The 23697-nt window shown below is 70.3% G+C and carries 27 protein-coding genes; 8 read left to right on the top strand and 19 right to left on the bottom strand.

All coding sequences use genetic code 11. From position 1 onward, the window contains the following. Positions 1-100 precede the first annotated feature (100 nt). The 4 genes from DFR41_RS25695 to DFR41_RS25710 all read right to left on the bottom strand — a co-directional run bounded on the left by DFR41_RS25695 (position 101) and on the right by DFR41_RS25710 (position 3049). A complete protein-coding gene (locus DFR41_RS25695) occupies positions 101-1111 on the bottom strand; it encodes a FecR family protein (protein WP_114804838.1) in 1011 nt (336 codons plus the stop codon). Further along, complete coding sequence (locus DFR41_RS25700; RefSeq protein ID WP_244917879.1) at positions 1108-1638, bottom strand: sigma-70 family RNA polymerase sigma factor; 531 nt, start codon at positions 1636-1638, stop codon at positions 1108-1110. Before DFR41_RS25700 ends, DFR41_RS25695 begins: the two co-directional genes overlap by 4 nt. Before the next feature lie 90 nt (positions 1639-1728). Continuing rightward, the gene (locus DFR41_RS25705) at positions 1729-2043 is read right to left on the bottom strand and encodes a carboxymuconolactone decarboxylase family protein (protein ID WP_017759781.1); all 315 of its coding nucleotides are present in this window, start codon (positions 2041-2043) and stop codon (positions 1729-1731) included. Positions 2044-2140: 97 nt separating this feature from the next. After that, positions 2141-3049 (bottom strand): LysR family transcriptional regulator, encoded by a 909-nt coding sequence (locus DFR41_RS25710; protein WP_114804839.1) that lies wholly within the window; start codon positions 3047-3049, stop codon positions 2141-2143. Between the two features lie 102 nt (positions 3050-3151). Here DFR41_RS25710 and DFR41_RS25715 point away from each other — a divergent pair, with 102 nt between their 5' ends. The 6 genes from DFR41_RS25715 to aroQ are packed head-to-tail and all read left to right on the top strand — an operon-like array spanning position 3152 to position 7563. Continuing rightward, on the top strand, positions 3152-4081 hold the full coding sequence (locus DFR41_RS25715; RefSeq protein ID WP_114804840.1) for a ketopantoate reductase family protein: 930 nt from the start codon (positions 3152-3154) through the stop codon (positions 4079-4081). A 39-nt stretch (positions 4082-4120) separates the two neighbouring features. Beyond that, entirely contained in the window at positions 4121-4528 is a 408-nt protein-coding gene (locus DFR41_RS25720) for a VOC family protein (protein WP_114804841.1), read from the top strand. A gap of 27 nt (positions 4529-4555) precedes the next feature. Next, positions 4556-5035 (top strand): MaoC family dehydratase, encoded by a 480-nt coding sequence (locus DFR41_RS25725; RefSeq protein ID WP_017757672.1) that lies wholly within the window; start codon positions 4556-4558, stop codon positions 5033-5035. Continuing rightward, complete coding sequence (locus tag DFR41_RS25730) at positions 5032-6288, top strand: CaiB/BaiF CoA transferase family protein (RefSeq protein ID WP_114804842.1); 1257 nt, start codon at positions 5032-5034, stop codon at positions 6286-6288. The genes DFR41_RS25725 and DFR41_RS25730 overlap by 4 nt, the downstream gene beginning before the upstream one ends. After that, a complete protein-coding gene (aroE, locus tag DFR41_RS25735; RefSeq protein ID WP_114804843.1) occupies positions 6285-7106 on the top strand; it encodes a shikimate dehydrogenase in 822 nt (273 codons plus the stop codon). The genes DFR41_RS25730 and aroE overlap by 4 nt, the downstream gene beginning before the upstream one ends. A gap of 19 nt (positions 7107-7125) precedes the next feature. Continuing rightward, positions 7126-7563 (top strand): type II 3-dehydroquinate dehydratase, encoded by a 438-nt coding sequence (gene aroQ / locus DFR41_RS25740; protein WP_114804844.1) that lies wholly within the window; start codon positions 7126-7128, stop codon positions 7561-7563. A gap of 24 nt (positions 7564-7587) precedes the next feature. Here aroQ and DFR41_RS25745 read toward each other — a convergent pair whose 3' ends face one another. From DFR41_RS25745 to DFR41_RS25810, 14 genes are all read right to left on the bottom strand, one after another. Beyond that, positions 7588-8250 carry a fumarate hydratase C-terminal domain-containing protein gene (locus DFR41_RS25745; RefSeq protein WP_342354312.1) on the bottom strand — a complete coding sequence of 221 codons (663 nt, stop codon included), beginning with the start codon at positions 8248-8250 and terminating at the stop codon, positions 7588-7590. Next, complete coding sequence (locus DFR41_RS25750) at positions 8184-9053, bottom strand: fumarate hydratase (protein WP_017757677.1); 870 nt, start codon at positions 9051-9053, stop codon at positions 8184-8186. The genes DFR41_RS25745 and DFR41_RS25750 overlap by 67 nt, the downstream gene beginning before the upstream one ends. Before the next feature lie 15 nt (positions 9054-9068). Next, positions 9069-10088, bottom strand: coding sequence for a ketopantoate reductase family protein (locus tag DFR41_RS25755; RefSeq protein ID WP_244917880.1), 1020 nt, complete (start codon positions 10086-10088; stop codon positions 9069-9071). Continuing rightward, positions 10085-10933 carry a cupin domain-containing protein gene (locus DFR41_RS25760; RefSeq protein WP_114804847.1) on the bottom strand — a complete coding sequence of 283 codons (849 nt, stop codon included), beginning with the start codon at positions 10931-10933 and terminating at the stop codon, positions 10085-10087. Before DFR41_RS25760 ends, DFR41_RS25755 begins: the two co-directional genes overlap by 4 nt. Further along, positions 10930-11706, bottom strand: a complete 777-nt coding sequence (locus DFR41_RS25765) for an HpcH/HpaI aldolase family protein (RefSeq protein ID WP_114804848.1) — start codon at positions 11704-11706, stop codon at positions 10930-10932. Before DFR41_RS25765 ends, DFR41_RS25760 begins: the two co-directional genes overlap by 4 nt. Continuing rightward, the gene (locus DFR41_RS25770; RefSeq protein WP_170159473.1) at positions 11703-12344 is read right to left on the bottom strand and encodes a flavin reductase family protein; all 642 of its coding nucleotides are present in this window, start codon (positions 12342-12344) and stop codon (positions 11703-11705) included. The genes DFR41_RS25765 and DFR41_RS25770 overlap by 4 nt, the downstream gene beginning before the upstream one ends. Then, positions 12341-13282: an amidohydrolase family protein gene (locus DFR41_RS25775; RefSeq protein ID WP_114804850.1), complete on the bottom strand. Its 942-nt coding sequence runs from the start codon at positions 13280-13282 to the stop codon at positions 12341-12343. Before DFR41_RS25775 ends, DFR41_RS25770 begins: the two co-directional genes overlap by 4 nt. 4 nt (positions 13283-13286) lie before the next feature. Further along, positions 13287-14249, bottom strand: coding sequence for a Bug family tripartite tricarboxylate transporter substrate binding protein (locus DFR41_RS25780; RefSeq protein ID WP_114804851.1), 963 nt, complete (start codon positions 14247-14249; stop codon positions 13287-13289). Between the two features lie 86 nt (positions 14250-14335). Further along, on the bottom strand, positions 14336-15118 hold the full coding sequence (locus tag DFR41_RS25785) for a DNA-binding transcriptional regulator (RefSeq protein WP_114804852.1): 783 nt from the start codon (positions 15116-15118) through the stop codon (positions 14336-14338). 72 nt (positions 15119-15190) lie between these two features. After that, positions 15191-15715, bottom strand: coding sequence for a 2'-5' RNA ligase family protein (locus tag DFR41_RS25790; RefSeq protein ID WP_114804853.1), 525 nt, complete (start codon positions 15713-15715; stop codon positions 15191-15193). A gap of 83 nt (positions 15716-15798) precedes the next feature. Continuing rightward, on the bottom strand, positions 15799-17508 hold the full coding sequence (locus DFR41_RS25795; RefSeq protein ID WP_114804854.1) for an ABC transporter ATP-binding protein/permease: 1710 nt from the start codon (positions 17506-17508) through the stop codon (positions 15799-15801). Positions 17509-17695: 187 nt separating this feature from the next. After that, positions 17696-17896 (bottom strand): DUF3606 domain-containing protein, encoded by a 201-nt coding sequence (locus tag DFR41_RS27810; protein WP_170159474.1) that lies wholly within the window; start codon positions 17894-17896, stop codon positions 17696-17698. Between the two features lie 144 nt (positions 17897-18040). Further along, positions 18041-18484, bottom strand: coding sequence for a DUF4174 domain-containing protein (locus tag DFR41_RS25805; protein ID WP_244917881.1), 444 nt, complete (start codon positions 18482-18484; stop codon positions 18041-18043). An 85-nt stretch (positions 18485-18569) separates the two neighbouring features. Beyond that, positions 18570-20114 (bottom strand): acyl-CoA synthetase, encoded by a 1545-nt coding sequence (locus DFR41_RS25810; protein ID WP_114804857.1) that lies wholly within the window; start codon positions 20112-20114, stop codon positions 18570-18572. A gap of 185 nt (positions 20115-20299) precedes the next feature. Here DFR41_RS25810 and DFR41_RS25815 point away from each other — a divergent pair, with 185 nt between their 5' ends. Continuing rightward, complete coding sequence (locus DFR41_RS25815; RefSeq protein WP_114804858.1) at positions 20300-21457, top strand: acyl-CoA dehydrogenase family protein; 1158 nt, start codon at positions 20300-20302, stop codon at positions 21455-21457. A 33-nt stretch (positions 21458-21490) separates the two neighbouring features. Here DFR41_RS25815 and DFR41_RS25820 read toward each other — a convergent pair whose 3' ends face one another. Continuing rightward, complete coding sequence (locus tag DFR41_RS25820; RefSeq protein ID WP_017757055.1) at positions 21491-22462, bottom strand: Bug family tripartite tricarboxylate transporter substrate binding protein; 972 nt, start codon at positions 22460-22462, stop codon at positions 21491-21493. Positions 22463-22632: 170 nt separating this feature from the next. On the opposite strand from DFR41_RS25820, the gene DFR41_RS25825 reads away from it, so the two are divergent. Continuing rightward, positions 22633-23607, top strand: a complete 975-nt coding sequence (locus tag DFR41_RS25825) for an NADPH:quinone oxidoreductase family protein (protein ID WP_017757056.1) — start codon at positions 22633-22635, stop codon at positions 23605-23607. Positions 23608-23697: the final 90 nt, after the last annotated feature.

Consider the following 23697-nt stretch of genomic DNA (forward strand, 5'->3'; position numbering starts at 1 on the left):
AGAAGCGGTGTTCACTTCCCTTGACGGCCCGGCCCGCACATCCGGAACCGCCTTCGCCAAAAAAATGCCCCGGTACCCGGGCGGGGCCGGGGCCGGGACCTCAGTCGGCCGTGCCCACCTGCACCCACCACGCCGTCACGCGGTGCACCTTCAGTTGCGGGAAGCTCGCCTGCAGCAAGGCGAGCGCGCGGTCGGTGTCTTCCAGCGGCAGCACCGCACTGACGCGCAGCGCCGCGAGCGCCGATGCGTCGTAGCCCAGGCGTCCGGCCCGGTGGCGGCCGAGCTCCTCCAGGACCTGCGTCAGCGGCATATCCACCACGGCCCATTCGCGCCGCGACCACGCGCGCGCCAGCGCGGCCGGCTCGATGCCGGGCAGCCGCTGGACGGCGTCGGGCCGGATGCGCACCTGTTCGCCCGCATGGACACGAACGGCCTCTTCCAGCGGCCGGGCCAGCGCCTGACCGGGCCGCACGGCGGTGACCGACTCGATCATGGCCAGCCGGGTCGCCTCCGCCTCGCGGCGCACCACGAACCGGGTGCCCAGGGCCCGGATCTCGCCGTCACGGGTGCGGACCTCGAAGGGCCGCGCGGCGTCGGGGGCCACGTCGACCAGCACGTCGCCCCGCAGCAGCCGCACCTGGCGACGGCCGCGGTCGAAGTGCAGGTCGACGGCACTGCCGCCGGCCAGGGTGAGCAGGCTGCCGTCGGGCAGGCGCTGCGTGCGCCATTCGCCGGGCGCCGTGCGCAGGTCGGCCGCAAGGCTCTGGGGCCACTCGCTGCGCCACAGCGGCGCTGCCACCAGCGCGGCCAGGAGCACGCCCATGATGCCGGTGGCCAATGCGCGGCGCCGGCGTGTTCCGCGGCCGGCGGCCGCCTCGCCGGCACGCAGCGCCGCCCGCGCGCCGGCCGCATGGCCGTGGCGCAGCGACTGCATGCCGCCCAGCAGGCGCTCCATGGGCGCGGCCGCCGCGGCGTGCCGGGGATCGGCGGCCTTCCAGGCCTCGAAGGCGATGCGGGCGCGCTCGCGCTCGTGCGGGTCGGTGGCCGTCAGCGCCACCAGCCAGTCGGCGGCCTGCTCCTGCGCGCTGCCGTCGGCGGACGGGGCCCTCATGCGGCTTCGACGGCCACCTGCACGAGCACCTGCGCCAGGTACTTGCGCACCATGCGGTCGGACACGCCCAGCTGCGCGGCCACCGCCTCGTGCGTCAGGCCGTCCAGGTGGTGCAGCAGAAAGGCCGCCCGTGCCCGCGGCGCCACGGCGTCGAGCACCCGCGCCAGCGTCTGCAGGATGCGCAGGGCGTCGAGCGCCTCCTCCGGCGAGGGATAGGCCTGGTCCTGCTCGGCGAGTGCCTGCATCTCGGCCAGCCAGGCACGTTCGATGGCGTCGTGCCGCGCCCGGTCCACCAGCAGCCGCTGGGCCGTCGTGCGCAGGTAGGCGCGGGGTTCACGCAGCAGCGGCAGCGCGACTCGCGCGCCCAGCAGGCGCATGAAGGTGTCGTGCGCCACGTCGGCCGCGTGCTCCGAACAGCCCAGCCGGCGCAGCAGCCAGCTGCGCAGCCAGAGGTGATGGTCGCGGTAGAGCAGGCCGATGTCCTGCGCCGGTTGGGCGGGCACCGCCGCCATGGAAGCCGTGGACATCGTGTCCCTCGCACCCTCGTCGTTCTACATCAGTCAAATGATAATTGTTTTTATTTGGAACGACGGGAAGGACATGCTCCGCCGCAGGGATCAGGCGGACGGCGCGTCGTACGCCGCCAGAGCCGCCGGGAGCGACGCAATGACGGTGGCGCCTGCGGCCGGCAGCCCGATCAGCACGGCGCTGGCCACTTCCTGCCGCGTGGCACCCAGGTCGCGCGCGGCCTGCGCATGGAAGGGCACGCCCGCCGTGTTGCCGGTCGCGGCCAGCACCGCGAGGTAGCTCAGTGCCTGCGTCTTGGCGTCGAGGCTGCTGGCGGCGCCCAGCGCCTGGGCGGCCTGCGACCAGGCCGCGGCATGGGCCGGCGCTTCCTTCATGAACAGGGCGAAGGCTGTCGAAACACTCATGGGCGGCTCCTTGCCGGTGTCGCCCCGGATCGAGGCGGCGCGATTGTCCGGCGCCGATGCCGGCCCGCGCGTGATGCAGCGCAGACGCAGACGCGCCCTACCCCGCCTTCAGGAACAGCTCCGCGCACACGCCCCGCAGCCAGCGGTTGCCCGCGTCCTGGTGGAAGCGCGCATGCCAGTGCTGCCGCACCGGGAAGGCAGGGATGGGCACCGGGCAGGGCAGCACCCGCAGACCACCCAGCGCCGCCAGTGTCTCGCCGATGTGCCGCGGCAGGGTGGCGATCAGGTCGGTGGTCGAGAGGATGGCCGGCAGCCCCAGGAAGCCCGGGATGCTCAGCACCACGCGCCGCTCGATCTGCAGTCGTCGCACCGTGGCGTCGAGCAGCGCGGCGCCGGTGCCCTGCACGATGCCGGCGTGCGCCTCGCGGCGGTAGTCCTCTAGCCCGAAGGCGGCCGGGCGGATCCGGGGGTGGTCGGGATGGACCAGGCAGACCCAGTCCTGGTCGTAGAGCGTCTGCTGGTAGAAGCCCGCGTCCAGCGCCGGGATGAAGCCCAGCGCCAGGTCCGCGGCGCCCGACTCCAGCTCGGCCGCCATGCCCCCGTGGATGGCCGCGGCCTCCAGCGCGATGCCCGGCGCCAGCGCCCGCACATGCGAGAACAGCCGGGGCAGCAGCGTGATGTGGCTGGCGTCGGTCATGAAGATGCGAAAGCGCCGCTGCATGGTGGCCGGGTCGAAGGCCGCGGGCACCTCGGCGATGGTGCGCAGGCCGGCCAGCACGCTGCGCACGGTGCCGATCAGCGCCTCGGTGCGCGGCGTGGGCAGCATGCCCTGGGCCGTGCGCACGAAGAGTGGATCGCCCAGTTGCTCGCGCAGGCGCGCCAGCCACAGGCTCACCGTGGGCTGGCTCTGTCCCAGCTGGTCGGCCGCCCGGGTGACACTGCCGGTGGCGTAGAGCAGGTCGATCAGCTGCAGCTGCCGGCCGTCCAGCAGTTGAAGCTCGCTCATCGGCACCTCCATGTGAAATCAACATGGAGTGTATTTGGCCCATGCGATTTACTGAATGGAGGTCGCGTCGAAGAATGCCGGCCAGTTCCAGGAGACTTCCTTTTGAAGATCGCAGTTCTCGGCGCCGGCGCACTCGGCTGCGCCATCGGCGGCACGCTGGCCACGGCCGGCAACGACGTGGTGCTCATCAACCGCAACGCGGCCCATGTCGATGCCATTCGCACCCACGGCTTGCGGCTGCGCGGGCCCGAGGGCGAACACCGCGTGGCCGTGCAGGCCGAGACGGACTGCCGCGCACTCGGCCCCGTCGATCTGGTGATCGTGCTGGTCAAGTCCTTCCACACGCAGGCCGCCATCGCCGCCGCGACGCCGCTCATCGGGCCGCAGACGCTGGTGCTGTCGCTGCAGAACGGCCTGGGCCACGAGGACATCCTGGCCGAGGCCGTGGGCCGCGAGCGCGTGATCGCCGGCAAGACCTACGTGGGCGGCGTGATGCTGGCGCCCGGCCAGGTGCAGGCCGGCGTGGCCGGCAAGGAAACGCTGATCGGCGAGCTCGACGGCAGCGACAGCCCGCGCGTGCGCCGCATCGCCGACACCTTCGAGGCCGCCGGCCTGCGCACCACGGTCAGCACCACGATCATGGGCACGATCTGGGACAAGCTGCTCATCAACGTCGCCACCGGCGCCGTGAGCGGCATCACCGGCCTGGGCTACGGCCCGCTCTACGCCATCCCCGAGATCGAGGCGACCGCCCTGACCGCGGTGCAGGAGGCCATGGACGTGGCCCGCGCCAGCGGCGTGGCGCTGTCGTACACCGACCCCCGGGCCGCCTGGACCAAGGCCGCCGCGGGCCTGCCCGCGGACTTCAGGACCTCGATGCTGCAGAGCCTGGAGAAGGGCTCCATCACCGAGATCGACTTCATCAACGGCGCCGTGGTCCGCTGGGGCCAGCGCTGCGGTGTGCCCACGCCGGTCAATGCCACGCTGGTGGCCTGCATCAAGGGCATCGAGCATGCCCGCCACTGCCGCTGACCGTAGTACCCGACCGCCCTCATTCGACGGAGACACGACATGCCCCCCTTCACGCCGCCCGCCACCGCCTATGTCGAGCATGTGGCCATCCGCGTGCGCGACATCCACTGGCACATCCGCTTCTTCTATGAAGTGCTGGGCATGGACGTGCGCGAGATCGACGGCCCCACCGACGACCCCCGCCAGTACTGGACGCTCGGCGGCCTGCAGCTGATGGCCACGCCCGATTTCGAGGCCCCGCCCAGCAACGACGCCGGCTGGCTGGCCCACCTGGGCGTGATGGTCGACGACCTGGAGGCCGCCCTGGCCGCCGCCGAGCCCTGGGGCGTCAAGGCGCTGCCGCAGGGCCGCAACTGGCTGCAGCTGCCGGACGGCCTGGCGGTCGAGCTGATCCAGGCGGCGCCCGGCAGCGTGGCCCAGGCCCTGGCCGTGAAGCCGCGCGGCTGACCCTCTTTCGAATCGGAGACGAACACCATGAAACTGACCCCGCCCCCGCAGCACTTCTCGACCCCCGAGAAGTACTGGGACGACGCCCGCGAAGGCGACACCTGCACCAGCCCCGAATACGAAGTCACCGAGGCGCGCATCAATGCCTATGCCGAGCTGACCGGCGACTACACGCCGGTGCACATCGACGAGGACTATGCCAAGACCACGCCCTTCGGCACCCGCGTGGCGCATGGCCTGTTCGGCCTGTCCATCGCCGACGGCCTGAAGACCCGCAGCGAGTACCGATTCCTGCCCGGCATGTCGCTGGGCTGGACCTGGGACTTTTTGCTGCCCATCAAGATCAACGACCGGCTGCACGTGCGCTTCACCGTCACCGGCCTGCGCGCATCGAAGAGCCGCCCCGGCTGGGGCATCGTCATCCTGCCCTCGGAGCTGGTCAACCAGCATGGCGAAGTGGTGCAGAAGGGCGAGCACCGCCTGATGATTCCGCGGAGGCCCGCATGAGCGCGGCCGCTGAAAACACCCAGCCGCTGCCGCTGGCCGGCATCCGCGTCATCGACTATTCGCACTTCCTGGCCGGTCCCTACGTGGGTCGCTGCCTGGCGGGCCTGGGTGCCGAGGTCATCAAGGTCGAGCGTCCGGGCAGCGGCGACGCCGGCCGGCACCATGCCTTCTTCGTGGGTGAGGACGACGCCTACTCCGGCTACTTCCTGCAGCTCAACATGGGCAAGCAGGGCCTGTCCGTCAATACCAAGGACCCGCGCGGCAAGGTGCTGATGCACAAGCTGGTGGACAGCGCCGACGTGTTCATCGAGAACTACCGCCCCGGCGCGCTCGACAAGCTGGGCCTTGGCTATGCCGAGCTGAGCGCGCGCAATCCCGGGCTGGTGTACTGCTCCATCTCGGCCTATGGCCACACCGGGCCCGACGCGCACCGCGCCGGCTTCGGCCTGATCGCCGAGGCCAAGAGCGGCATCATGCAGATGGTGGGCACGCCGGGCGAGCCGCCGCCGCTGCTGCGCATCTCGCTGGGCGACATGTACACCGGCATCCATGCGGTGGCGGCCATCAATGCCGCGCTGCTGGGCCGCACCCGCACCGGCAAGGGTCAGCACATCGACATGGCGCTGTACGACACGCTGGTCTCCATGCACGAGTACGCGGTGCAGTGCTACACCCTGTCGGGCGGCCAGGTGCTGCCGGAGCAGACCGGGCACGACATGCCGACCTCCACGCTCTACGGTGTGTTCCGCGCGGCCGATGGCGACCTGGTGATTGCCGCGCAGGTGGACGATGCGTGGAAGCGCTTCGCCGCGCTGGTCGAAGCCCACGGCGGCCCCGCCGGCTTCAGTGCGGACACCCGCTTCCATACCTCGACCGGCCGCAACGCGAACCGGCTGGAGATCCTGTCCGTGGTCAAGCCCTGGGTAGCCTCGCGCCAGGTGGCCGACGTGCTGGCGCTGCTCGACGGCATCGACGTGCCCTGTGCCAAGGTGCAGCGCATCGACGAGGTGCTGGCCGATCCGCAGATCCAGGCCCGTGGCATGGTCGTGGAGCAGGAGCATCCGGTGCTCGGCAAGATCCGCCTGCCCAATCTGCCTTTCAAGTTCTCGGACTGCGACACCACCATCCGCCAGGTCGCGCCCGACCTGGGCCAGCACAACGCCGAGATCGCCGCGGCACTCGGCTACAGCACCGACGAGATCGCCCAGATGCAGGCCGACGGCGTGCTCTATACCAAGGAGATGAAGCAATGAGCGATAGCTACGCCGTCATCGGCAACCCCATCGGCCACACCAAGTCGCCGCTGATCCACGGCATGTTCGCCGCGGCCACCGGCCAGGACCTGGTCTACACCGCCATCGAGGGCCGCCTGGGCCAGTTCGCCGAGGATGCGCAGGCCTTCCGCGCAGCGGGCGGCCGCGGCATGAATGTCACGGCGCCCTTCAAGCTCGACGCCTTTGCCTTCGCCACCGAGCGTTCGCCGCGCGCCAGTCTGGCGGGCGCGGTCAACGCGCTGAAGTTCGAGGGCGAGCGCGTGCTGGCCGAGAACTTCGATGGCGTGGGCCTGACCCGTGATGTGGTCGAGAACCTGGGCTGCGCGATGCGCGGCAAGCGCGTGCTGATCCTGGGTGCGGGCGGTGCCACGCGCGGCGCGCTGCTGCCCTTCCTGGAGCAGCAGCCGGCGGAGCTGGTCATCGCCAACCGCACGGTGGAAAAGGCCGTTGCCCTCGCCGCCGAACTGCGCAGTCACGGCCCAGTGCGCGGCTGCGGCTACCAGGACCTGGACGGCCAGCGCTTCGACCTCGTCTTCAACGCCACCTCGGCCAGCCTGCGCGGCGAGCTGCCGCCCGTGCCCGCCACGGTGTTCACCGCGGACGGACTGGCCTACGAACTCGCCTATGGCAAGGGCCTGACGCCCTTCCTGCGCATGGCGCAACAGACGGGCGTCAAGCGCCTGGCCGATGGCGTGGGCATGCTGGTCGAGCAGGCCGCCGAGGCCTTCGACTGGTGGCGCGGCGTGCGGCCCGACACGGCGGCCGTCATCGCCAAGCTCACCGTCCCGCTGAAGTGAGCGCGCGGGAGGCACGGCGATGAAGTTCCTCATGCTGCATGGCATCAACCACAACATGTTCGGCAAACGCGATCCGAAGCAGTACGGCACGACGACGCTGGCGGAGATCGACGGCGAGCTGCAGACGCTGGCGGCCGAGCTGGGGGTGGAAGTCGAATCCTTCCAGACCAACTACGAAGGCGCGATGGTCGAGCGCATCCACCAGGCCTACTTCGACGGTGTGGACGGCGTGATGCTCAATGCCGGCGCCTGGACGCACTACAGCTACGGCATCCGCGATGCGCTGGCCATCCTGACCTGCCCCATCGTGGAGCTGCACATGTCCAACATCCATGCGCGCGAGGCCTTCCGGCACCATTCCGTCTTCGCGGACATCGTGCAGGGGCAGATTGCGGGCTTCGGGGTGGACAGCTATCGACTCGCGTTGCGCACGGCCGTGAGCCACGCGCGGGCCTGACGACCTGAAGCCAGCGATGGCGCCTCAGGCGCGGGCGGCGCGCAGCGCCTGCAGCCGCTGCTCGGCCTGCTGGCGCAGGTCGGCATACACGCTGCGGCCGTGGGCATCGATGGCCACGGTGGCGGCGCCCAGGTCCTCCACCTCCAGCGTCAGCAGGCGGAACTGGGCGATGTAGTCGGTCCAGTGCACGGCGACCACGCGCCGGATGGCCTGCGACAGCAGCGTGCAGCCGCCGCCCAGGAAGGACAGGTACACGCAGCCCTGCCGCTGCAGCGCCTGCACGCTGGCGTCGTCCAGTCCGCCCTTCCCGCCCACCAGCCGCAGGCCCGCGCCTTCGATGAGCGACGGCATGTAGGGGCTGTAGCGGGTGCTGGTGGTGGGGTTGAGGTAGAGCGCCTCGTGGCCCTGCCCGTCCGCGCGCTCGCGGTTGAAGCAGCTCAGGTGAAAGAAGGCGCCGCCGCGCAGGTCCACCGGCAGCGGCTCGCCGCGCGCCAGGTGGTCCACCATGCGCTGGTGCGTGGGCAGGCCGATGGACATGGTGACCGTACCGCTGACGGTGACCAGGTCGCCCACCGCCAGGGCATCGACCTCGGCGCGCTCCAGGGGCAGTCGCAGCGCCTTCATTCGATGCGCTCCACGCGGCCGTCCGCATGCAGGCGCGCGCGCGTGCGGCGGTTGATCCAGCAGTTCAGGCTCACGGCCACCGGCACGAAGCCGTGCGAGGCCGCGTAGTTGATGTGCACCGCCATGGCCGTGGTGTCGCCGCCCGTGCCCATGGGGCCGAAGCCCAGGCGGTTGATGGCGGCGAGCAGGCGGCCTTCCATGGCGGCCAGCGCGGGCTCCGGGTTGGTCTGGCCGAAGGGCCGCAGCACCGCCTCCTTGGCGATGCGGGCCGCATGGTCGAAGGTGCCGCCGATGCCCACGCCCACGACGATGGGCGGGCAGGGCTGCGAGCCGGCGCGCACCACCGTGTCGAGCACGTAGTTCTCGATGGTCTCCAGCGAGGGGTAGACGAAGGTGTCCAGCGCCTCCCACCTGCCGGTGCCCATGGCCTTGGGCGCGCAGGTGATGTCCACGTAGTCGGCCTCGTCGAGTAGGTCGAAGGTGACGATGGGCATGTCCTTGCCCGCATGGCTGCGCTCGTGCGTGAGCGGGTTGGTCACCATCTTGAGGATGGGCGGATCGCTGCGCGCGGCCATGCGCGCAAAGCCGAGCGCGATGGCCTGCCGCACCGGCCCCTCGAAGCGCACGCGGGTGCCGACCTTGATGCTGTAGGTGGGAATGCCCACGTCCGAGCACACGAGGCCGCCCGTGCGCTCCGCCGCCTCGGCGGACTTGAGCATGATGGTGAGCGTCTTGCGGCCGGTGTCGTTGCCCTCGCGCGGCACGGCATCGCGCAAGGCCGCCTGGGTGTCGTCGGGCACCTTCTTGAGGGACCATTCGTAAAGGTCGGCCGCCACCTGGGCCACCTGTTCGCTGGTGATGGGCATGTTCGCTTCTTCCTGTCAGGCGGCGACACCGCTGCTCTGCGCGCGCAGCCTTGCGAGCCCATGGATGGTGGCCAGGGCCGGCACCGGCATCGCCACCGCGGCGGCACATTGCAGCACCGCACCGAGGATCGCGCCGATCTCCACGGGCCGGCCGGCCTCGAAGTCCTGCAGCATCGAGGTCTTGATGGGGCCCAGCGCCCGCGCCTGCGCGATGCGCCGCGCCGGCTCGATGTCCAGCGCCAGGCCGATGCGGCCACCGATGCCCAGCAGTTCGTCCATCATGCGCACGAACAGGGCATGCAGCTCGGGCGTGTCGATCATGTCGTCGGTGTGCGCACCGGTGAGCAGGCTCACCGGGTTGAAGCAGGCATTGCCCAGCAGCTTGAGCCAGATGTCGCGGCGAATGTCCTCGCTGACCTGGGCGTCGAGGCCCGCGCCCTGCAGCCGCTGCGCCAGCGCCTGCACGCGCGGGCTGTCGCCGCCGGCTGGCTCGCCCAGCAGCAGCCGGCCACCGCTGTCGTGCTGCACCACGCCGGGTGCGGGGCAATGGCAGGCCGCGAAGACGCTCAGGCCCAGCACCTGGGGCAGCGGCAATGCGGCCTCCAACCGGCCCTCGGGATCGACGCTGCGCAGCCGCAGGCCCGCACAGCTGCGGCCCTCGGCCAGGAAGTACCACCAGGGCAGTCCGTTGGCGGCGCTCAGCACCCACGTGCCCGGATGCAGCAAGGGCGCGAGCCGCGGTGCCAGGGCCGGCAGCGCAGGCGCCTTGACGGTCAGCAGCACGATGTCCTGCGGGCCCAGGGCCTCGGGTGTCTCGGCCGCGCGTACCGGCACGACGTGGCGCTCGCCTTGGCTGCGCAACTCCAGGCCGCGCTGGTGCAGGGCCTGCAGGGTGTCGCCACGCGCCAGCACGCTGACCGATTCGCCGGCCAGCGCCAGCCGCGCGGCCAGCCAGCCGCCGATGGCGCCCGCGCCGACCACGCAGATGCGCGAGGCCGCCGGCGCCTGTGTTTCGTCCGCCACCGGCATGCTCATGACGCCGTCGGCAGCGGATAGTCGTGCTCGTTGGCCACTTTGCCCGGCTTGCCCGCGAAGTCCATGCGCGGCGGCGCGAAGATGTCCAGCAGCCAGGCGCCGCCGTCGTTGGTGTTGCGGCTGGTGTGGATCACCTTGGGCGGGATCACAGTGAGCGAGGGGCTGCCGACGCGGATGGCCTCGTCCTCGCGCCAGTCGTTCATGTCCGGCGTCCAGGGGTAGCGCATGTGGTGCACCCAGTCGCCACGGATCGCCAGCGAGCCCTGCTCGAAGTCCGCATGCGAATGCGGGCTGAGCTTGCGCACGTCGCGCGCCACCATGCGTGGCGTCATCACGTTCACCATCAGGTTGGTGCTGCGGAAGATGCGCATGTTGCTGTCGGCCTGCGTGTGCTGCACCAGCGGGTAGTGCCGCAGCCGGAAGCCGTCGGCCGGTGTGGGCCAGGGCACGAGCGGCGCCACCTCGGGCGTGGGCTGGGCGTAGTCGGCCGCGTTGCCGGCCACGGCCAGCAGGTCGGCCGCCTGGTGCGAGAAGACACGGACCACCTGCCCCGCCGCCTTCATCACCACCCGGCTGTCGCCCGGCGGCACGATGGTCACCGACTCGGCGCCAGCCTCGATGCTCGCGTCGCCCGCGTGGATGGTGGCGCCGGCATCGGGCAGGAAGACGAAGTACTCGTCGGGCTGGCCCTGGCGGGCCAGCGTCGCGCCCGGCTTGACCTCGCTCACGGTCACGATGAAGTTGGCGCCGCGGCCCACCCAGGTGCGGACACCATCGGCCTCCTGCGCGGGCGGCTCGTCATGGTGGCGGGCGACCGAGGCCGGGCGGATCGTGGAAGTGCTCATGCATTCACCTTCGATGGCAAGGAAGAAGCCGGCGCGGCGGGCCGGGCGATGGCCTGCGCCGCTTGGCGCAGCAGCCCCTGGTCGGAGCCATGGATGAACCAGCGCACGCCGAGGGCGCGGTAGCGCTCGCGCTCGGCCTGGCTGCCGACGAACATGCCGACCAGCTTGCCGGCGGCCAGACCGTCGCGGATCACCTGCTCGGTCGCCTCGGCCACTTCCGGCGCCTGGGCACTGTCCAGGCCCATCGACAGCGCCAGGTCGGCGCGGCCGATGAAGAGGCCGGCCACGCCCTCGACGGCGGCGATGTCGGCGGCGTTGCGCACCGCCTCCACGCTCTCGATCTGCGCCAGCACCACGCTGCGGTCGCCCTGTCGGATGGCCTCCTTCATGCCCAGGGCGCCATAGCCGGCCGCGCGCGGCGAGCTGGAGTAGCCGCGGTCGCCGCCCACGTAGCGGCAATGCGCGACCACCTCGCGTGCATCGGCGGCCGTGTCCACGTGCGGCACCAGCACGCCGGCCGCGCCCATGTCCAGCACCGACAGCAGGCCGGCGGCCGTGCGCTCCAGCACGCGCACGAACAGCGGCAGCCCGCAGCTTCGGCCCGCCATGAGCGCGAGGTCCAGCGCGGCGCGGTCGAAGGGCGCATGCTCGGCATCGAGCACCGCGAAGTCCAGGCCGGTGCCGCCCAGGATCTCCACGCACTGCGGCGAAGTGGTCTTGACGAAGGTGCCGACATGCCAGTCGTCACCGGTGGGAAGCGGCGTGTGCGTCATGGGGTGTCTCCGATCGGTTCGCCGGGCGGCCGCTGCAGCGCCGGGCGGTGGAAGGTCTGGCCCAGGGCGGCGTAGTACGGTCCGCCGAGCCGCGCGATGGGCCGCAGGCGCTGGCTGTCGACATTGCGCCCGTCGTAGACGGTGCGCGACAGGTGAAAGCTCAGCACCTCGCCGATGTAGAGCGTGTTGAGGCCGCGGCCCAGCGTGACGAACTGGTCCAGCCGGCATTCCATGTGGATGGGCGAGGCGGCGATGCGCGGCACCGGGGTGTGCACGCCCGGCAGCAGCGCGATGCCCAGGGCCTCGGGCTCGCCGACCTCGGGCGGATAGTCGGCGCCACACTGGTGCAGCGTCTCCATCACGTCCTCGGTCGCCACGTTGACGCAAAAGAAGCCGGTGTCGCGGATGTTGCGCGCCGTGTCCTTGAGCGCGCCCTGGCGCGTGCCGATGTTGACCGCCACCATGGGCGGGCTGTGGGCCACGTAGTTGTACGAGCTGAAGGGCGCGGCATTGACGCGGCCCTCGCGGTCGACCGTCGTGATCCAGGCCACCGGCCGCGGCACCACGATGCCGCAGATCAGGCGGTAGGCCGTGGCCGTGTCCAGGCCGCCGGCGGCGACTTCCTCGTGGTCGTTCACGCGCGCGCCCTGCTGCCGCCCTTGGCGAACACGCGCCGGCCGGTGTCGTGCCACACGGCCCGCTGCTCGGCCGGCGAGAGCAGGTCCGACGCATCGATCATCCGCTGGACCATATCCTTGTAGGTGCCCGACGAGGTGCCGATGTCCGAGCCCCACATCACCCGCTCGGCGCCGAACAGGTCGACGGCGCGCCGCAGCACCTGGTTGGCGGGAAAACCTTCCTCGCGGCAGTGGTCGAGGTTGATGGAGGTGAACTTGAAGGAGATGGGCTCGCAGGCGGCCAGTTGCTCCCAGCGTGCGTCCATGCCGAAGTGCGGGCCGTCGTGCAGCTCGGGCTCCAGCAGGTGGTCCAGCACGATGCGCACGTTGCGGTAGCGCTCGGCCAGCGCCAGCAGCGCCGGCACGGCGGGGCCGCCGCCGCCCTGGGCCAGCACTTCCAGGTCCATGACGATGCCGGCCTCGTCCACGGCCTCCCAGCTCTTGAGCGCGTTGGGCGAATCGAGCCAGGGCATGCTGCCGTCCGGTTTGCGGCCACCGAAGAGGCGCAGGCCCACCAGGTCGTGCTCGCGCACATAGCGGCGCACCAGGTCCGGCGTGCCCGGGTCCTCGGCATCGAGGATCACCACGGCGGAGAAGAGCTCGGGATGCGCGTCCGACGAGTCCAGGATGTAGCTGTTGTCGTAGCGGTAGACCATGCGCTTCTGCACTGCGACGGCGCCGTCCACGTTCTCCTCCTTCATCCACACGCGCATGCGCGAGACGTCGGGCACCTCGTTGATGGGGTTCGGGCCGTGGTGGCCGCCGGGGCGGCCGATCACGCCCGGCGGGCGGTAGGGCGCATCGGCGGCACGCTGCATGGGGTTGCGCGGATAGCGTTGCTGGTCGTCGGCCACCAGGTGGGCATGGGCATCGAACAGCAGGGGACGGGTGTCGCTCATGGGGTCAATCCAGGGTGATGTTGGTGGTTTCAATGACCTTCTTCCACTTGGCGCTGTCGCTCGCCATCAGCTGCACCAGCTGCTGCGGGCTGCCGCCGATGGGTGCGGCGCCGTACTGCTCCAGCCGGGCGCGGGCCTCGGGCGTGGCGATCACGGCATTGATCTCGGTGTTCAGGCGCGTCACCACGGCCTCGGGCAGGCCCTTGGGCCCGACGATGGCCATCCACACGGTGGCCTCCACGGGAATGCCCTGCTCGATGGCCGTGGGCACCTGCGGCAGCCCCGCGAAGCGCTGGCGCGAGGTGACGGCCAGGCCCTTGAGCTTGCCGGCCTGGATCTGCGGCACCAGCGAGGTGATGGGCATGGACACCGCATCGACGTTGCCGCCCACGGTGTCGGTGATGGCCGGCGTGTCGCCCTTGTAGGGCACGCCCAGCGCCTCGACCTTGGCCTGGCTCTTGAGCAGCTCGGCCGTGAGATGGCCGATGGTGCCGTTGCCCGGATTGGCGATGCTCACCTTGCCGGGCTGGACGCGGGCACGCTCCAGCAGCGCCTGCAGCGAATCGACCTTGAGCGCCGGGCTCACGGCGATGCCCATCGGGATCTCGCCGATGGCGATCACCGGCGTCAGGTCCTTCTGCGGGTCGAAGCGCAGGTTCTTGTAGAGGTACTTGTTGTTGGCCAGCGGGCCGGAGGTGGAAAGCGCCAGCGTGTAGCCGTCGGGCGCGGCCTTGGCCACCATGTCGGTGCCCAGGTTGCCGCCGGCACCGGCGCGGTTGTCGACCACCACCGGCTGGCCCAGCTTCTCCGACAGGCGCTGGCCGATGAGCCGGGCCAGCGCGTCGGTGCTGCCGCCGGCCGGGAAGGGAACGATCAGGGTGATCGGCTTGGCAGGCCAGTCCGCAGCCAGGGCCGGCAGCGCGGCGGCGCAAACCAGCAGCGCCATGGCAAGGCGTCGTTTCATCATGCGTGTCTCCGTTGGAATGCCGCGATCATGCGCAGCCCTGCCCCGCGGACCAAGCGGGCATTGCGGACTTTCCGCCGCGCGGAAAGTCAGCGGCGCGGTGGCGCCAGCGCGTCCAGCGCCTGGGCGATGGCGGCCGCGGCCTGCTGCAGTGGCGGCACGAAGCGCTCCACGGCCTGCGCGGACGTGAGCGCGGAAGAGAACCAGGTCAGCCCGATGGTGGCGACGACGCGCGGGCCCTCGAAGATCGGCACCGCCACCGTCGAGGACTCGGGCCGCACCCGCGGATCGCGCAGCGCATAGCCGCGCGCGCGGGTCTCATCCAGCACGGCGCGGATGGCATCGGCATCGCCCACCTCGCGCTCCTCCGGATGCGGCGTGCGGGCCAGCAGCTCGATCAGGGCCTGTTGCTCCTGCGCATCGGCGAAGGCCAGGTAGGCCCGCCCCAGCGCCTGCGTGAGCAGGCTCAGCCGCATGTTGATCGTGGAATGGAAGAAGGACAGCGGCGACTGCGGAATGGTGCTGTAGCGCACCACCATCGCATCGCCGTCGTGCACCGCCACCGAGACCGGCCACTTGAGCTCGGCCGTGAGCCGGTCGGCGATGGCCGAGGACGCCTCGACGATGCGCGGCTCGCTGTGGTAGCCGCTGGAAAGCGAGGCCACCTCGGCCGTGAGGTAGTAGGCGCCGTACTGCGGCGCATGCCGCACGAAGCCCGTGGCCTGCAGGGTCTGCAGCAGCCGCACGATGCTGGGCTTGGGAATGCCGGTCTGCCGGTGCAGCACGTCGAGCGTCGAAACGGGCTGGCGGTTGAGCGCCTGCAGCAATGCCAAGGCGCGGACGACGACGTTGATGGGCGGGGCGGAGGGCATTGGGGAGACGGGACGGCGCCGGATTCTAGGAAGCGACTTCCCGAAAGTTCGACGCCGCTCTCGCGCCTCCTCTCAGGCCGGGCCGGCCCCGCAGAACGCGAAGTCCCCCACGCGCTCCCACGGCCCGCCCATGTAATACCAGAGGTCCAGGCCGGTTGCCCCGACCTTCCAGGGCACGAAGTCGCGAGCAAGTTCGGCATGCAGCATCCGGGCCTGATCGGGACGTACCTTGTTCTGCACCGTCACATGCAGCGGGCCGCGCCACTGCCGGTCCTGCGCACCGAGCAAGCCCGACCAGTTCGTCGCAAGTGTCGCGCGCAATCGCAGCGCTTCCGGCGCGCTCATGGCATAGGCGACGCCCGCCCCGAGGAACTGCACGCGGTCCACGTCCAGCTTGAAGGGCGCGGTGCGCTCGACGATCTCCGCCATGTCCTGCCGTACCCTCGGCAGTTCTGCGACGGGCAAGGCATGGAACAGGGTGATGTGCGCATCGAGCCAGTTGCGCGACGGCGGAAAGTGGGCGCTGCGCAGCGCTGTCAGCGCCGCGGCGGACGCAGCGTCCATCCGCAGCGTGACGATCAGAGCGGTCGGTTGCATGGATCAGGAGTGGACCATGGGACGGCGCGCGACAGGGCCATCGCTTCCGACCGAGGGACCAGAGTCACGCAGCCAAGCAGCCTCTACTCTGCCGAGAAGTCCTGGGCCGACTGCATGCGCCATTCGCCACCGCCCAGCAGCTCCAGCACATGCGTGTGATAGCGCAGCACCGCATGTCGGTGCGCGATGCTGACCATGGTGGCGCCTGTGTCGCGCAGGCGCTGGTAGAGCGCCGCCTCGGTGGCCGCGTCCAGGGCACTGGTGGCCTCGTCCAGGATGACCACGCGCGGCCGGCGGGCCAGCACGCGCGCGAAGGCCATGCGCTGCTGCTCGCCCATGGACAGCAGCTTTTCCCAGTCGTGTACCGCATCCAGCCCGCCCACGCGCTCGGCCAGGCCGCCCAGATGCACGGCATCCAGGATGTCGAGCAGCTGCGCATCGCTGTGCTTCGACGCATCGGCCGGATAGAGGATCTGGCTGCGCAGCGTGCCCAGTTGCATGTAGGGCCGCTGCGGCAGGAAGAACACCTGCTCGGCCGGCAGGGTGCGTACCGTGCCGCTGCCGTTGCGCCACAGCCCGGCCAGGGCGCGCAGCAATGAACTCTTTCCGCAGCCGCTGGGGCCCGCGATCATCAGCCCCTCGCCCGGGCCCAGGCGCAGCGACAGTTCGCGGATCAGCAGCCGGTTGAACTGCGGCGTGTAGAGCGTCACCTTCTCCACGCAGAGTTCGTCGTCGCCGCATTCGCTCTGGATCTGCGTCTCGGCCGGCGTTGCCACAGCCACTGCCGAGGGCGCCCGCGTGCTGCCGGGCATGACCACGCCCGCCAGCGTATGAAGCCGGTCGATGCCGGCGACGAAGCGGCTCAGCCCCTCGAAGTTGTCGACGATGAGGCCCACGGCACCCAGCACCGCGGCGAAGGCGCCGCCCGCCTGAACGGCGCGGCCCACTTCCAGGTTGCCGGCCAGCACCTCGCCGGCCAGGATGATGCTGGGCACCACCAGCGTCAGCTGGCTGAAGGCGCGCTGGAAGAGGTTGAGCGAGCGCTGCTTCTTGATGAGCCGGCCATAGTTGGCAAAGGCCGCCTGGAAGCGGTTGTCCAGCTCCACCCGCTCCTGCGCCTCGCCGCGGTAGAAGGCGATGGATTCCGCGTTCTCGCGGAAGCGCATCAAGCCGAAGCGGAAGTCCGCCTCGCGCCGCAGCTGCCAGAAGTTGAGCCGGATCAGCGGGGCACCGAAGACATACAGCGCCACCACGGTGCCCACCGTGGCATAGATGGCCAGGAAAAGCACCAGCATCTTCGAGATGGACCACAGCACCGCGCTGAAGGCCACCAGCTGCATCAGCGAACCCAGGAAGATCAGTGCGTAGTTGATGGACCGGCCGGTGAAGGTGTTGATGTCTTCGCTGATGCGCTGGTCGGGGTTGTCCAGGTCCTGCCGGCTGCCCAGTTCGTAGTAGCGGCGCTGCTGCAGATAGCCGTCGAGGAAGCGGTGCGTGAGCCAGCGGCGCCAATGGTTGCCGAGGTAATCCCGCATGTAGTAGTAACCGGCGTACATGGGGGCCGCGAAGGCCAGTACCACCAGACTCCAGCGCACGGCGCTCCAGAAGCGGTCGGCATCGCGGGCGGCCAGGGCCGAGGTCATCTCGCCGGTGCGCGAGATCAGCATCACGGCCAGCTGCGTCTCGCACAGCATCACCACCAGCAGTACGCCCAGCAGGCTCCAGGCCTTGACCCGCTGGTCGCCGACCCAGTAGGGCCGGGCCACTTCCATGAACTGGCGCCACGCCGCCATCGAGAGCGTCGGGGCGCGGCTTCGGCGCTGCTTTTTCCTGCGATCGCGGGGCGTGGGCGATAGATCGGGTGCGGGGGTAGGGGGCGCGATGGCGGACATCAGGCGTCTGAAGTCAGGGGGAGGAGATGCAGCGCCCGTGCGCAGATTGCGCGGGCATGGTGGGCTTCAGACTTGTCAGGGCAGGCGGTCAGCAGCAGCCCAGGTGGGCCTGCACTGCGCGGCCACTCAGGCCGGCACGCTCGACGGCGCCGATCAGGCGCTGCTCGTCGACGCCCAGCTCCTGGGCGTAATGGCGCGTCTCGATGCGGTCGTTGATGTTGATGTCCGAGCGCTCGCTGCGCCGCAGGGCGAAAGGCTCTTCGGCAAGGTACTTTTCCATGGAGTGCATGACACGCTCCCGCACAGGGGTGATGGTGATCGGGTGCTGCAGATGATCCGGGCTGTGGCACATCCGGGCCTTGCGGACGGCGGCTGATGCCGTTGAAGTCCGCCGCCTACGCGCTGCGCAGGCGGCCATGCCGCGCGGGCCGGCTCAGCGGCCCGACTGGCGCATCGGCATGCGGTCAATCGTGCGAAAGATCTCGGCCAGGTCGGCGCCGCCGCTCTGGCGCAGCTTGGTGCCGCCGTCCTTGCCCACCAGCACCAGCCGCGCGGGCGCATCGGCGCGGAGTTCGAGCGCGGCAAGCAGCGCTCGGGTCTGGCCGGGCGCCAGAGGCTGGCCGTCGCGGCTGCCGACGCCGGCCACGACCCGATAGAGCACCATCTCGCGTTCGATGAAGGCCTCGCGCGCGGCTGTCTCGCTCAGGGTGGCCTCGACCTCGCGCAGCAGCGGGTCGTCGGCGCGCGGTGCGACGACCACCAGCGGCCGGGTCTTCCAGCGCTCGGCCTCCAGGGGATTGCTCTCGGCTGCAGGAGCGGGCCCCAGGGCAACCAGGCCGGAAAGGGCAAAGGCAGCGGTGCGCAGGGTCTTGGTCATGCGGACGATCATCATCGCGACGGAGCGCGACGCTGCCCGCCACCATCCCGCACGCGGGTCGGCCGGCGCCCGGCTGCTGAGGAACTCAGACGATGCGGCTGCTGCGGCCGGCCCAGTAACGGTCGCGCAGAAGGCGCTTGTAGAGCTTGCCGTTGTCCTGGCGCGGCATCTGGGCTTCGAAGTCGATGCTGCGCGGGCATTTGAGTGCCGCAAGGCGCGAGCGACAGAAGGCCAGCAGTTCCGCCTCTAGTTCGGGGCCCGCCTGGTTCATGTCCACCGGCTGCACCACGGCCTTCACCTCTTCGCCGAACTCGGCATTGGGCACGCCGAACACGGCCACATCCATCACCTTGGGATGCATCGTCAGCACTCCCTCGGCTTCCTGCGGATAGATGTTCACCCCGCCCGAGATGATCATGTAGGCCTTGCGGTCCGTCAGGTAGAGATAGCCCTCTTCGTCCAGGTAGCCCACGTCGCCCAGGGTGGACCATCCCTGGGCATTGAACACACCGGCGGTCTTGTCGGGGTCGTTGTGGTAGGCGAAGCGGCGGCTGCCTTCGAAGTAGATGGTCCCCGGCTCGCCCGGAGGCAGCACCCGGCCTTCGTCGTCCACGATGCGGATCGTGCCCAGCAGCGACTTGCCGACCGAGCCCCGGTGCGACAGCCATTCCTCCGAGGTGATGAGGGTACAGCCCGAGCCTTCCGAGCCGCTGTACTGCTCGATGATGCACGGCCCCCACCAGTCGATCATCTGCTGCTTGACGTCCACGGGACAGGGCGCGGCCGCATGCAGGGCACAGCGCAGCGAGGACACGTCATAGGACGCCCGCACCTCGGCCGGCAGCTTGAGCATGCGCACGAACATGGTCGGCACCACCTGCGTGTGCGTCACGCCGAAGCGCTGCACGGCGGCAAGAAAGCCCTCGGCGTCGAATTTCTCCATCACCACCACCGTGCCGCCCAGACGCTGCACCGTCGTGCTGAAGCCCAGCGGCGCCGCGTGGTAGAGCGGCGCCGGCGAAAGATAGATCGTGTCCTCGCCATAGCCCATCGTGCGCGCAAAGCTCGCCATGATGGGCACCATGGCTTCGATCGGGTTGTTGGCGAAGGGCACCTTGATGCCCTTGGGCTGCCCCGTGGTGCCCGAGGAATACAGCATGTTGTGGCCGCCCACCTCGTCCGCAATCGGCGTGTCGGGATGGATGCCCGCCGCTTCCTCCCACAGCGCGAAGGCGCCGAAGGGGGCATCCACGGCCAGCCAATGCGCCACGGCGGGGCACAGCGGCGGCAGTTGCTGCGCCACCTGCCGCGCGGCGGCGGATGACACCAGGACTGTCGCACCGCAGTCGTTGACGATGTAGGCCGCCTCGGCTGCATTCAGGTGCGTGCTGATCGGCGTGAAGTACAGGCCCGCACTCATGGCGGCCCAATAGACCTCGAAGAACCGAATGTTGTTCTCCATCAGCACGGCGATGTGGTCGCCCGGACGCAGCCCGAGGGCGCGCAGCAGATGCGCGCCCCGGTTGGCGCGCGCCACCAGAGCGCAGTAGCTGAGAACGGCACCGGTGCCAGCCATGATGACGGCCGCCTTGTCCGGAAGGCGGCTGGCGGCGAGGCGGGGATGGGTCATGGGGGGTCTCGCAGAGAGGGGACTATAACGTCTATGGTTCAACCAATTCGATGCTAGCATGACTCGCGTCGGCGATGCAGCCGTGGAAGCCCCGAGCGACGCCGCCGACGCCCGCGGCGCGCGCGTCGAGCGCGCATCGGCGACCCTGCCCCTCTTCCTGCCTCCTTCTATCCGCAAGCCCCGCCATGCACCAACCCACCTGGATGAATGCCGAGCTAGAGTTGCTGCGCGATGCCGCACGGCGCTTCTACGACACCGAACTCGTGCCGCACGAGCCCCGCTGGTGCGCCCAGCAGCATGTGGACCGCGAGGTCTGGTTCAAGGCCGGCGCCGCCGGCCTGCTGTGCCCCGGCATCGCCGAGGCCTATGGCGGTGGCGGCGGCAACTTCCTGCACGAGGCGGTGATCTTTGCCGAGCAGTCCCGCGCCATCGCGGGCGGCCTTGGCAATTCGCTGCACAGCGGCATCGTGGCCCACTACATCGAGAACTTCGCCAGCGAGGAACAGAAGCGCCGCTGGCTGCCCAAGATGGCCACCGGGGAGCTGGTCGGTGCGCTGGCCATGACCGAGCCGGGCACCGGCAGCGACCTGCAGTCCATCCGCACACGGGCGATGCGCGACGGCGACCACTATGTGGTCGACGGCGCCAAGACCTACATCACCAACGGCAGCAGCGCCGACCTGATCTGCCTGGTTGCCAAGACCGACCCCTCGCAGGGCGCACGCGGCGTGTCCATCCTGGTGGTCGAAGCGGCCCAGGTGACGGGCCTGCGCCGGGGTCAGCCGCTGCACAAGATCGGCATGCATTCGCAGGACACCTGCGAGCTGTTCTTCGACGGCATGCGCGTGCCGTGCGAGAACCTGCTGGGCGCCGAGGAGGGCCAGGGCTTTCGCCAGCTGATGAAGGAATTGGCGCGCGAGCGGCTGATCACCGCCCTGATGTCCCTGGCCTGCATGGAGCGCGCGATCGAGGAGACGCTGCGCTTCACCGCCGGCCGGCGCGTGTTCGGCCAGCCGCTGCTGGAGCTGCAGAACACCCGCTTCAAGCTGGCGGAATGCGAAACCCAGGCCCATCTGGCTGGCGCCTTCGTCGACGACTGCGCCCAACGGCTGCTGACCGGCACGCTGTCGCCTGCGACCGCCGCCATGGCGAAGTGGTGGGTCACCGACGCCTGCGGCAAGGTGGTGGACGAATGCCTTCAACTGCACGGCGGTGCCGGCTACATGACCGACTACCCGATCGCCCGCCTCTACCAGAACGTGCGCGTCCACCGCATCCTGGCCGGCACCAACGAGATCATGAAGGAGCTGATCGCCCGCGACATGGAAAAGCGCGCGGCCTGAGGCCGCGCTGCGCCGGGCCGACCCGGCCCGGCGCTATTGCAGCTGGATCGCGCTGGTGCTCTTGATCGCCGCCCACTCGTCGTAGGCCTTGCGCATCACGGCGGCGAACTGCGTGGGCGTGATGGGCGTGGGCGGCTGCAGGCCGAAGGCCGCGATGCGCTCGCGCACGTCAGGCAATGCACCGGCGCGGGTGAAGGCATCGGCGAGGCGGTCCACCACCGCTGGAGGCGTCTTCGCGGGCGCAAACACGCCGGCGAAGGATTCGGCCGTCAGCCCGCCGATGCCCAGCTCCTGGAAGGTCGGCAACTGCGGCAGCGAGGGAATGCGCTGGGCCCCGGTCGTGGCCAGAACGCGGATACGCCCGTCGCCGGCGAACTGCATGGCCGAGTAGCCCGACACCACGCCTGCATCCAGCCGCCCGCTCATCAGGTCGGGCAGGATCGGCGCTTCTCCCTTGTAGGGCACGTGGTTCAGGCTGAAGCCGCCGGCCCGCGAGATGATCTCGCCGAAGTAGTGCGACGTCGAGGCATGGCCGGCGGTGCCGAAGCTCAGCGGCTTGGGTGCTTCGCGCGCACGCTGCATGAACTCGGCCAGCGTGCGGGGGCCCTGTGGGGGGACGGCCCAGATGCCGGTGATCTCGTAGCAACGCGCCACCGGCGCGAAGTCGCGGAAGGGGTCGTAGTTGACCTGGGGCAACAGCAACGGGTTCGTCACCAGCGCCGTCATGTTGAACAGCAGCGTGTAGCCGTCGGCCGGCGCGCGGGCCACCGCCTCACTGCCGATCATCGAATTCGCGCCCGGGCGGTTGTCCACCACCACGGGCTGGCCCAGCACCCCCTCCACCTTCTGCGCGAACAGCCGCGCGACGGCGTCGGTCTGGCCGCCCGGCGGGTAGGGAACGATCAGCTTGATGGGGCGGTCGGGGAACTTGCTCTGGGCGTGCACGCCTGCGGCGAAAGGGGCGGTGCCGAGCAGGGCCAGCGTCTGGCGGCGCGAGATGGACATGGATGTCTCCGTCTTGAGGGTGGCAAGCGGCCGGAAGCGCCGCGCCGGCCAATGTTCCAAAGTGGCTCTTTGTCGTCAATAGGTTCAACCATACGTTTTCTCGGCTAGCATTTGCCGGCCCCCAACCCGAACTGATCAGCGGCCCTGTGCCGCCGCGGAGACATCGCCCCATGAGAGCCCTGCAGCTTCCCGGCTACGGCCCCGACGACCGCATCACCCTCCAGAACCTGCCTCGGCCGCAGCCCGCGCCGGGCGAGGTGCGCATCCGCGTGCAGGCCTGCGGCATCTCCTATGTCGATCTGCTGCTCGCGCGCGGCGCCTACCAGGTGCGTCCACCACCGCCCTTCGTGCCGGGCAGCGAGTACAGCGGCATCGTGGATGAGGTCGGCGAGGGCACGGACACGCACCTGGCCCCCGGCGACCCGGTCTGCGGCACGCGTCAGGGCGCCTGGGCCGAGTACATCTGCGCGCCGGTCGGGCGCGTCCAGGCGCTGCCCCCCGGCATCGACCCGGCGCTGGCCGCGGTGGGCAGCGCCCCGGCCTACACCGCGCTGTACGGCCTGCGCGAGCGCGGTGCGCTAAAGGCCGGTGAGACCCTGCTCGTGCTCGGCGCGGCCGGTGCCGTCGGCCATGCCGCCGTGCAGATCGGCCGGGCGCTCGGTGCGCGCGTGCTGGCCCTGGCCTCCAGCGAAGCCAAGCGCATGGCCGCGCACGAGGCCGGCGCCGATGCGGTGATCGACGGCAGCGGCGAGGACTGGAAGGAGCAGGTCAAGCGCCTTGCCGGTCCGCGCGGCGTGGATGTCGTGTTCGACCCCGTAGGCGGGCCGGCCACCGATGCCGCCTTCCGCACCCTGGGCTGGGGCGGACGGCACCTGATGGTCGGCTTCGCTGGCGGCGAGATCGGCACCCTCAAGACCAACCTAGCCATCGTCAAGGGCGCCGCGCTGGTGGGGGTGGATGTGCGCCAGTTCGGCGAGCGCGAACCGGCCCGGGCGGCGGCCCTGCTGACCGAAAGCGTCGGCTGGTTCGCCGAGGGCCGGATACGGCCCCTGGTGCACCGGGTGCTGCCGGTCGAGCGCTTCGACGAGGCGGCCGCGCTCGCGCAGGAGCGCCAGGGCGTGGGCCGCATCGTCATCACCTTCTGAGCATCCCAGGCCCATGACCGCGCCCGGCGTTCGCGAAGAAACGATGGTGCTGCTGCGCTACAAGGTGAACGGCAGCGCCGATATGACCGA

The sequence above is a fragment of the Pseudacidovorax intermedius genome, from assembly GCF_003350475.1.
GTDB classification, from domain to species: domain Bacteria; phylum Pseudomonadota; class Gammaproteobacteria; order Burkholderiales; family Burkholderiaceae_C; genus Xenophilus; species Xenophilus intermedius.

What these genes read in the sequence shown, in the direction of transcription:
- DFR41_RS25695 (WP_114804838.1), bottom strand. Translation starts at nt 1,111, where the DNA reads ATGAGGGCCCCGTCCGCCGACGGCAGCGCGCAGGAGCAGGCCGCCGAC.
- DFR41_RS25700 (WP_244917879.1), bottom strand. Translation starts at nt 1,638, where the DNA reads ATGTCCACGGCTTCCATGGCGGCGGTGCCCGCCCAACCGGCGCAGGAC.
- DFR41_RS25705 (WP_017759781.1), bottom strand. Translation starts at nt 2,043, where the DNA reads ATGAGTGTTTCGACAGCCTTCGCCCTGTTCATGAAGGAAGCGCCGGCC.
- DFR41_RS25710 (WP_114804839.1), bottom strand. Translation starts at nt 3,049, where the DNA reads ATGAGCGAGCTTCAACTGCTGGACGGCCGGCAGCTGCAGCTGATCGAC.
- DFR41_RS25720 (WP_114804841.1), top strand. Translation starts at nt 4,121, where the DNA reads ATGCCCCCCTTCACGCCGCCCGCCACCGCCTATGTCGAGCATGTGGCC.
- DFR41_RS25725 (WP_017757672.1), top strand. Translation starts at nt 4,556, where the DNA reads ATGAAACTGACCCCGCCCCCGCAGCACTTCTCGACCCCCGAGAAGTAC.
- DFR41_RS25730 (WP_114804842.1), top strand. Translation starts at nt 5,032, where the DNA reads ATGAGCGCGGCCGCTGAAAACACCCAGCCGCTGCCGCTGGCCGGCATC.
- aroE (WP_114804843.1), top strand. Translation starts at nt 6,285, where the DNA reads ATGAGCGATAGCTACGCCGTCATCGGCAACCCCATCGGCCACACCAAG.
- aroQ (WP_114804844.1), top strand. Translation starts at nt 7,126, where the DNA reads ATGAAGTTCCTCATGCTGCATGGCATCAACCACAACATGTTCGGCAAA.
- DFR41_RS25750 (WP_017757677.1), bottom strand. Translation starts at nt 9,053, where the DNA reads ATGCCCATCACCAGCGAACAGGTGGCCCAGGTGGCGGCCGACCTTTAC.
- DFR41_RS25755 (WP_244917880.1), bottom strand. Translation starts at nt 10,088, where the DNA reads ATGAGCATGCCGGTGGCGGACGAAACACAGGCGCCGGCGGCCTCGCGC.
- DFR41_RS25760 (WP_114804847.1), bottom strand. Translation starts at nt 10,933, where the DNA reads ATGAGCACTTCCACGATCCGCCCGGCCTCGGTCGCCCGCCACCATGAC.
- DFR41_RS25765 (WP_114804848.1), bottom strand. Translation starts at nt 11,706, where the DNA reads ATGACGCACACGCCGCTTCCCACCGGTGACGACTGGCATGTCGGCACC.
- DFR41_RS25775 (WP_114804850.1), bottom strand. Translation starts at nt 13,282, where the DNA reads ATGAGCGACACCCGTCCCCTGCTGTTCGATGCCCATGCCCACCTGGTG.
- DFR41_RS25780 (WP_114804851.1), bottom strand. Translation starts at nt 14,249, where the DNA reads ATGATGAAACGACGCCTTGCCATGGCGCTGCTGGTTTGCGCCGCCGCG.
- DFR41_RS25785 (WP_114804852.1), bottom strand. Translation starts at nt 15,118, where the DNA reads ATGCCCTCCGCCCCGCCCATCAACGTCGTCGTCCGCGCCTTGGCATTG.
- DFR41_RS25790 (WP_114804853.1), bottom strand. Translation starts at nt 15,715, where the DNA reads ATGCAACCGACCGCTCTGATCGTCACGCTGCGGATGGACGCTGCGTCC.
- DFR41_RS25795 (WP_114804854.1), bottom strand. Translation starts at nt 17,508, where the DNA reads ATGGCGGCGTGGCGCCAGTTCATGGAAGTGGCCCGGCCCTACTGGGTC.
- DFR41_RS27810 (WP_170159474.1), bottom strand. Translation starts at nt 17,896, where the DNA reads ATGCACTCCATGGAAAAGTACCTTGCCGAAGAGCCTTTCGCCCTGCGG.
- DFR41_RS25805 (WP_244917881.1), bottom strand. Translation starts at nt 18,484, where the DNA reads ATGACCAAGACCCTGCGCACCGCTGCCTTTGCCCTTTCCGGCCTGGTT.
- DFR41_RS25810 (WP_114804857.1), bottom strand. Translation starts at nt 20,114, where the DNA reads ATGACCCATCCCCGCCTCGCCGCCAGCCGCCTTCCGGACAAGGCGGCC.
- DFR41_RS25815 (WP_114804858.1), top strand. Translation starts at nt 20,300, where the DNA reads ATGCACCAACCCACCTGGATGAATGCCGAGCTAGAGTTGCTGCGCGAT.
- DFR41_RS25820 (WP_017757055.1), bottom strand. Translation starts at nt 22,462, where the DNA reads ATGTCCATCTCGCGCCGCCAGACGCTGGCCCTGCTCGGCACCGCCCCT.
- DFR41_RS25825 (WP_017757056.1), top strand. Translation starts at nt 22,633, where the DNA reads ATGAGAGCCCTGCAGCTTCCCGGCTACGGCCCCGACGACCGCATCACC.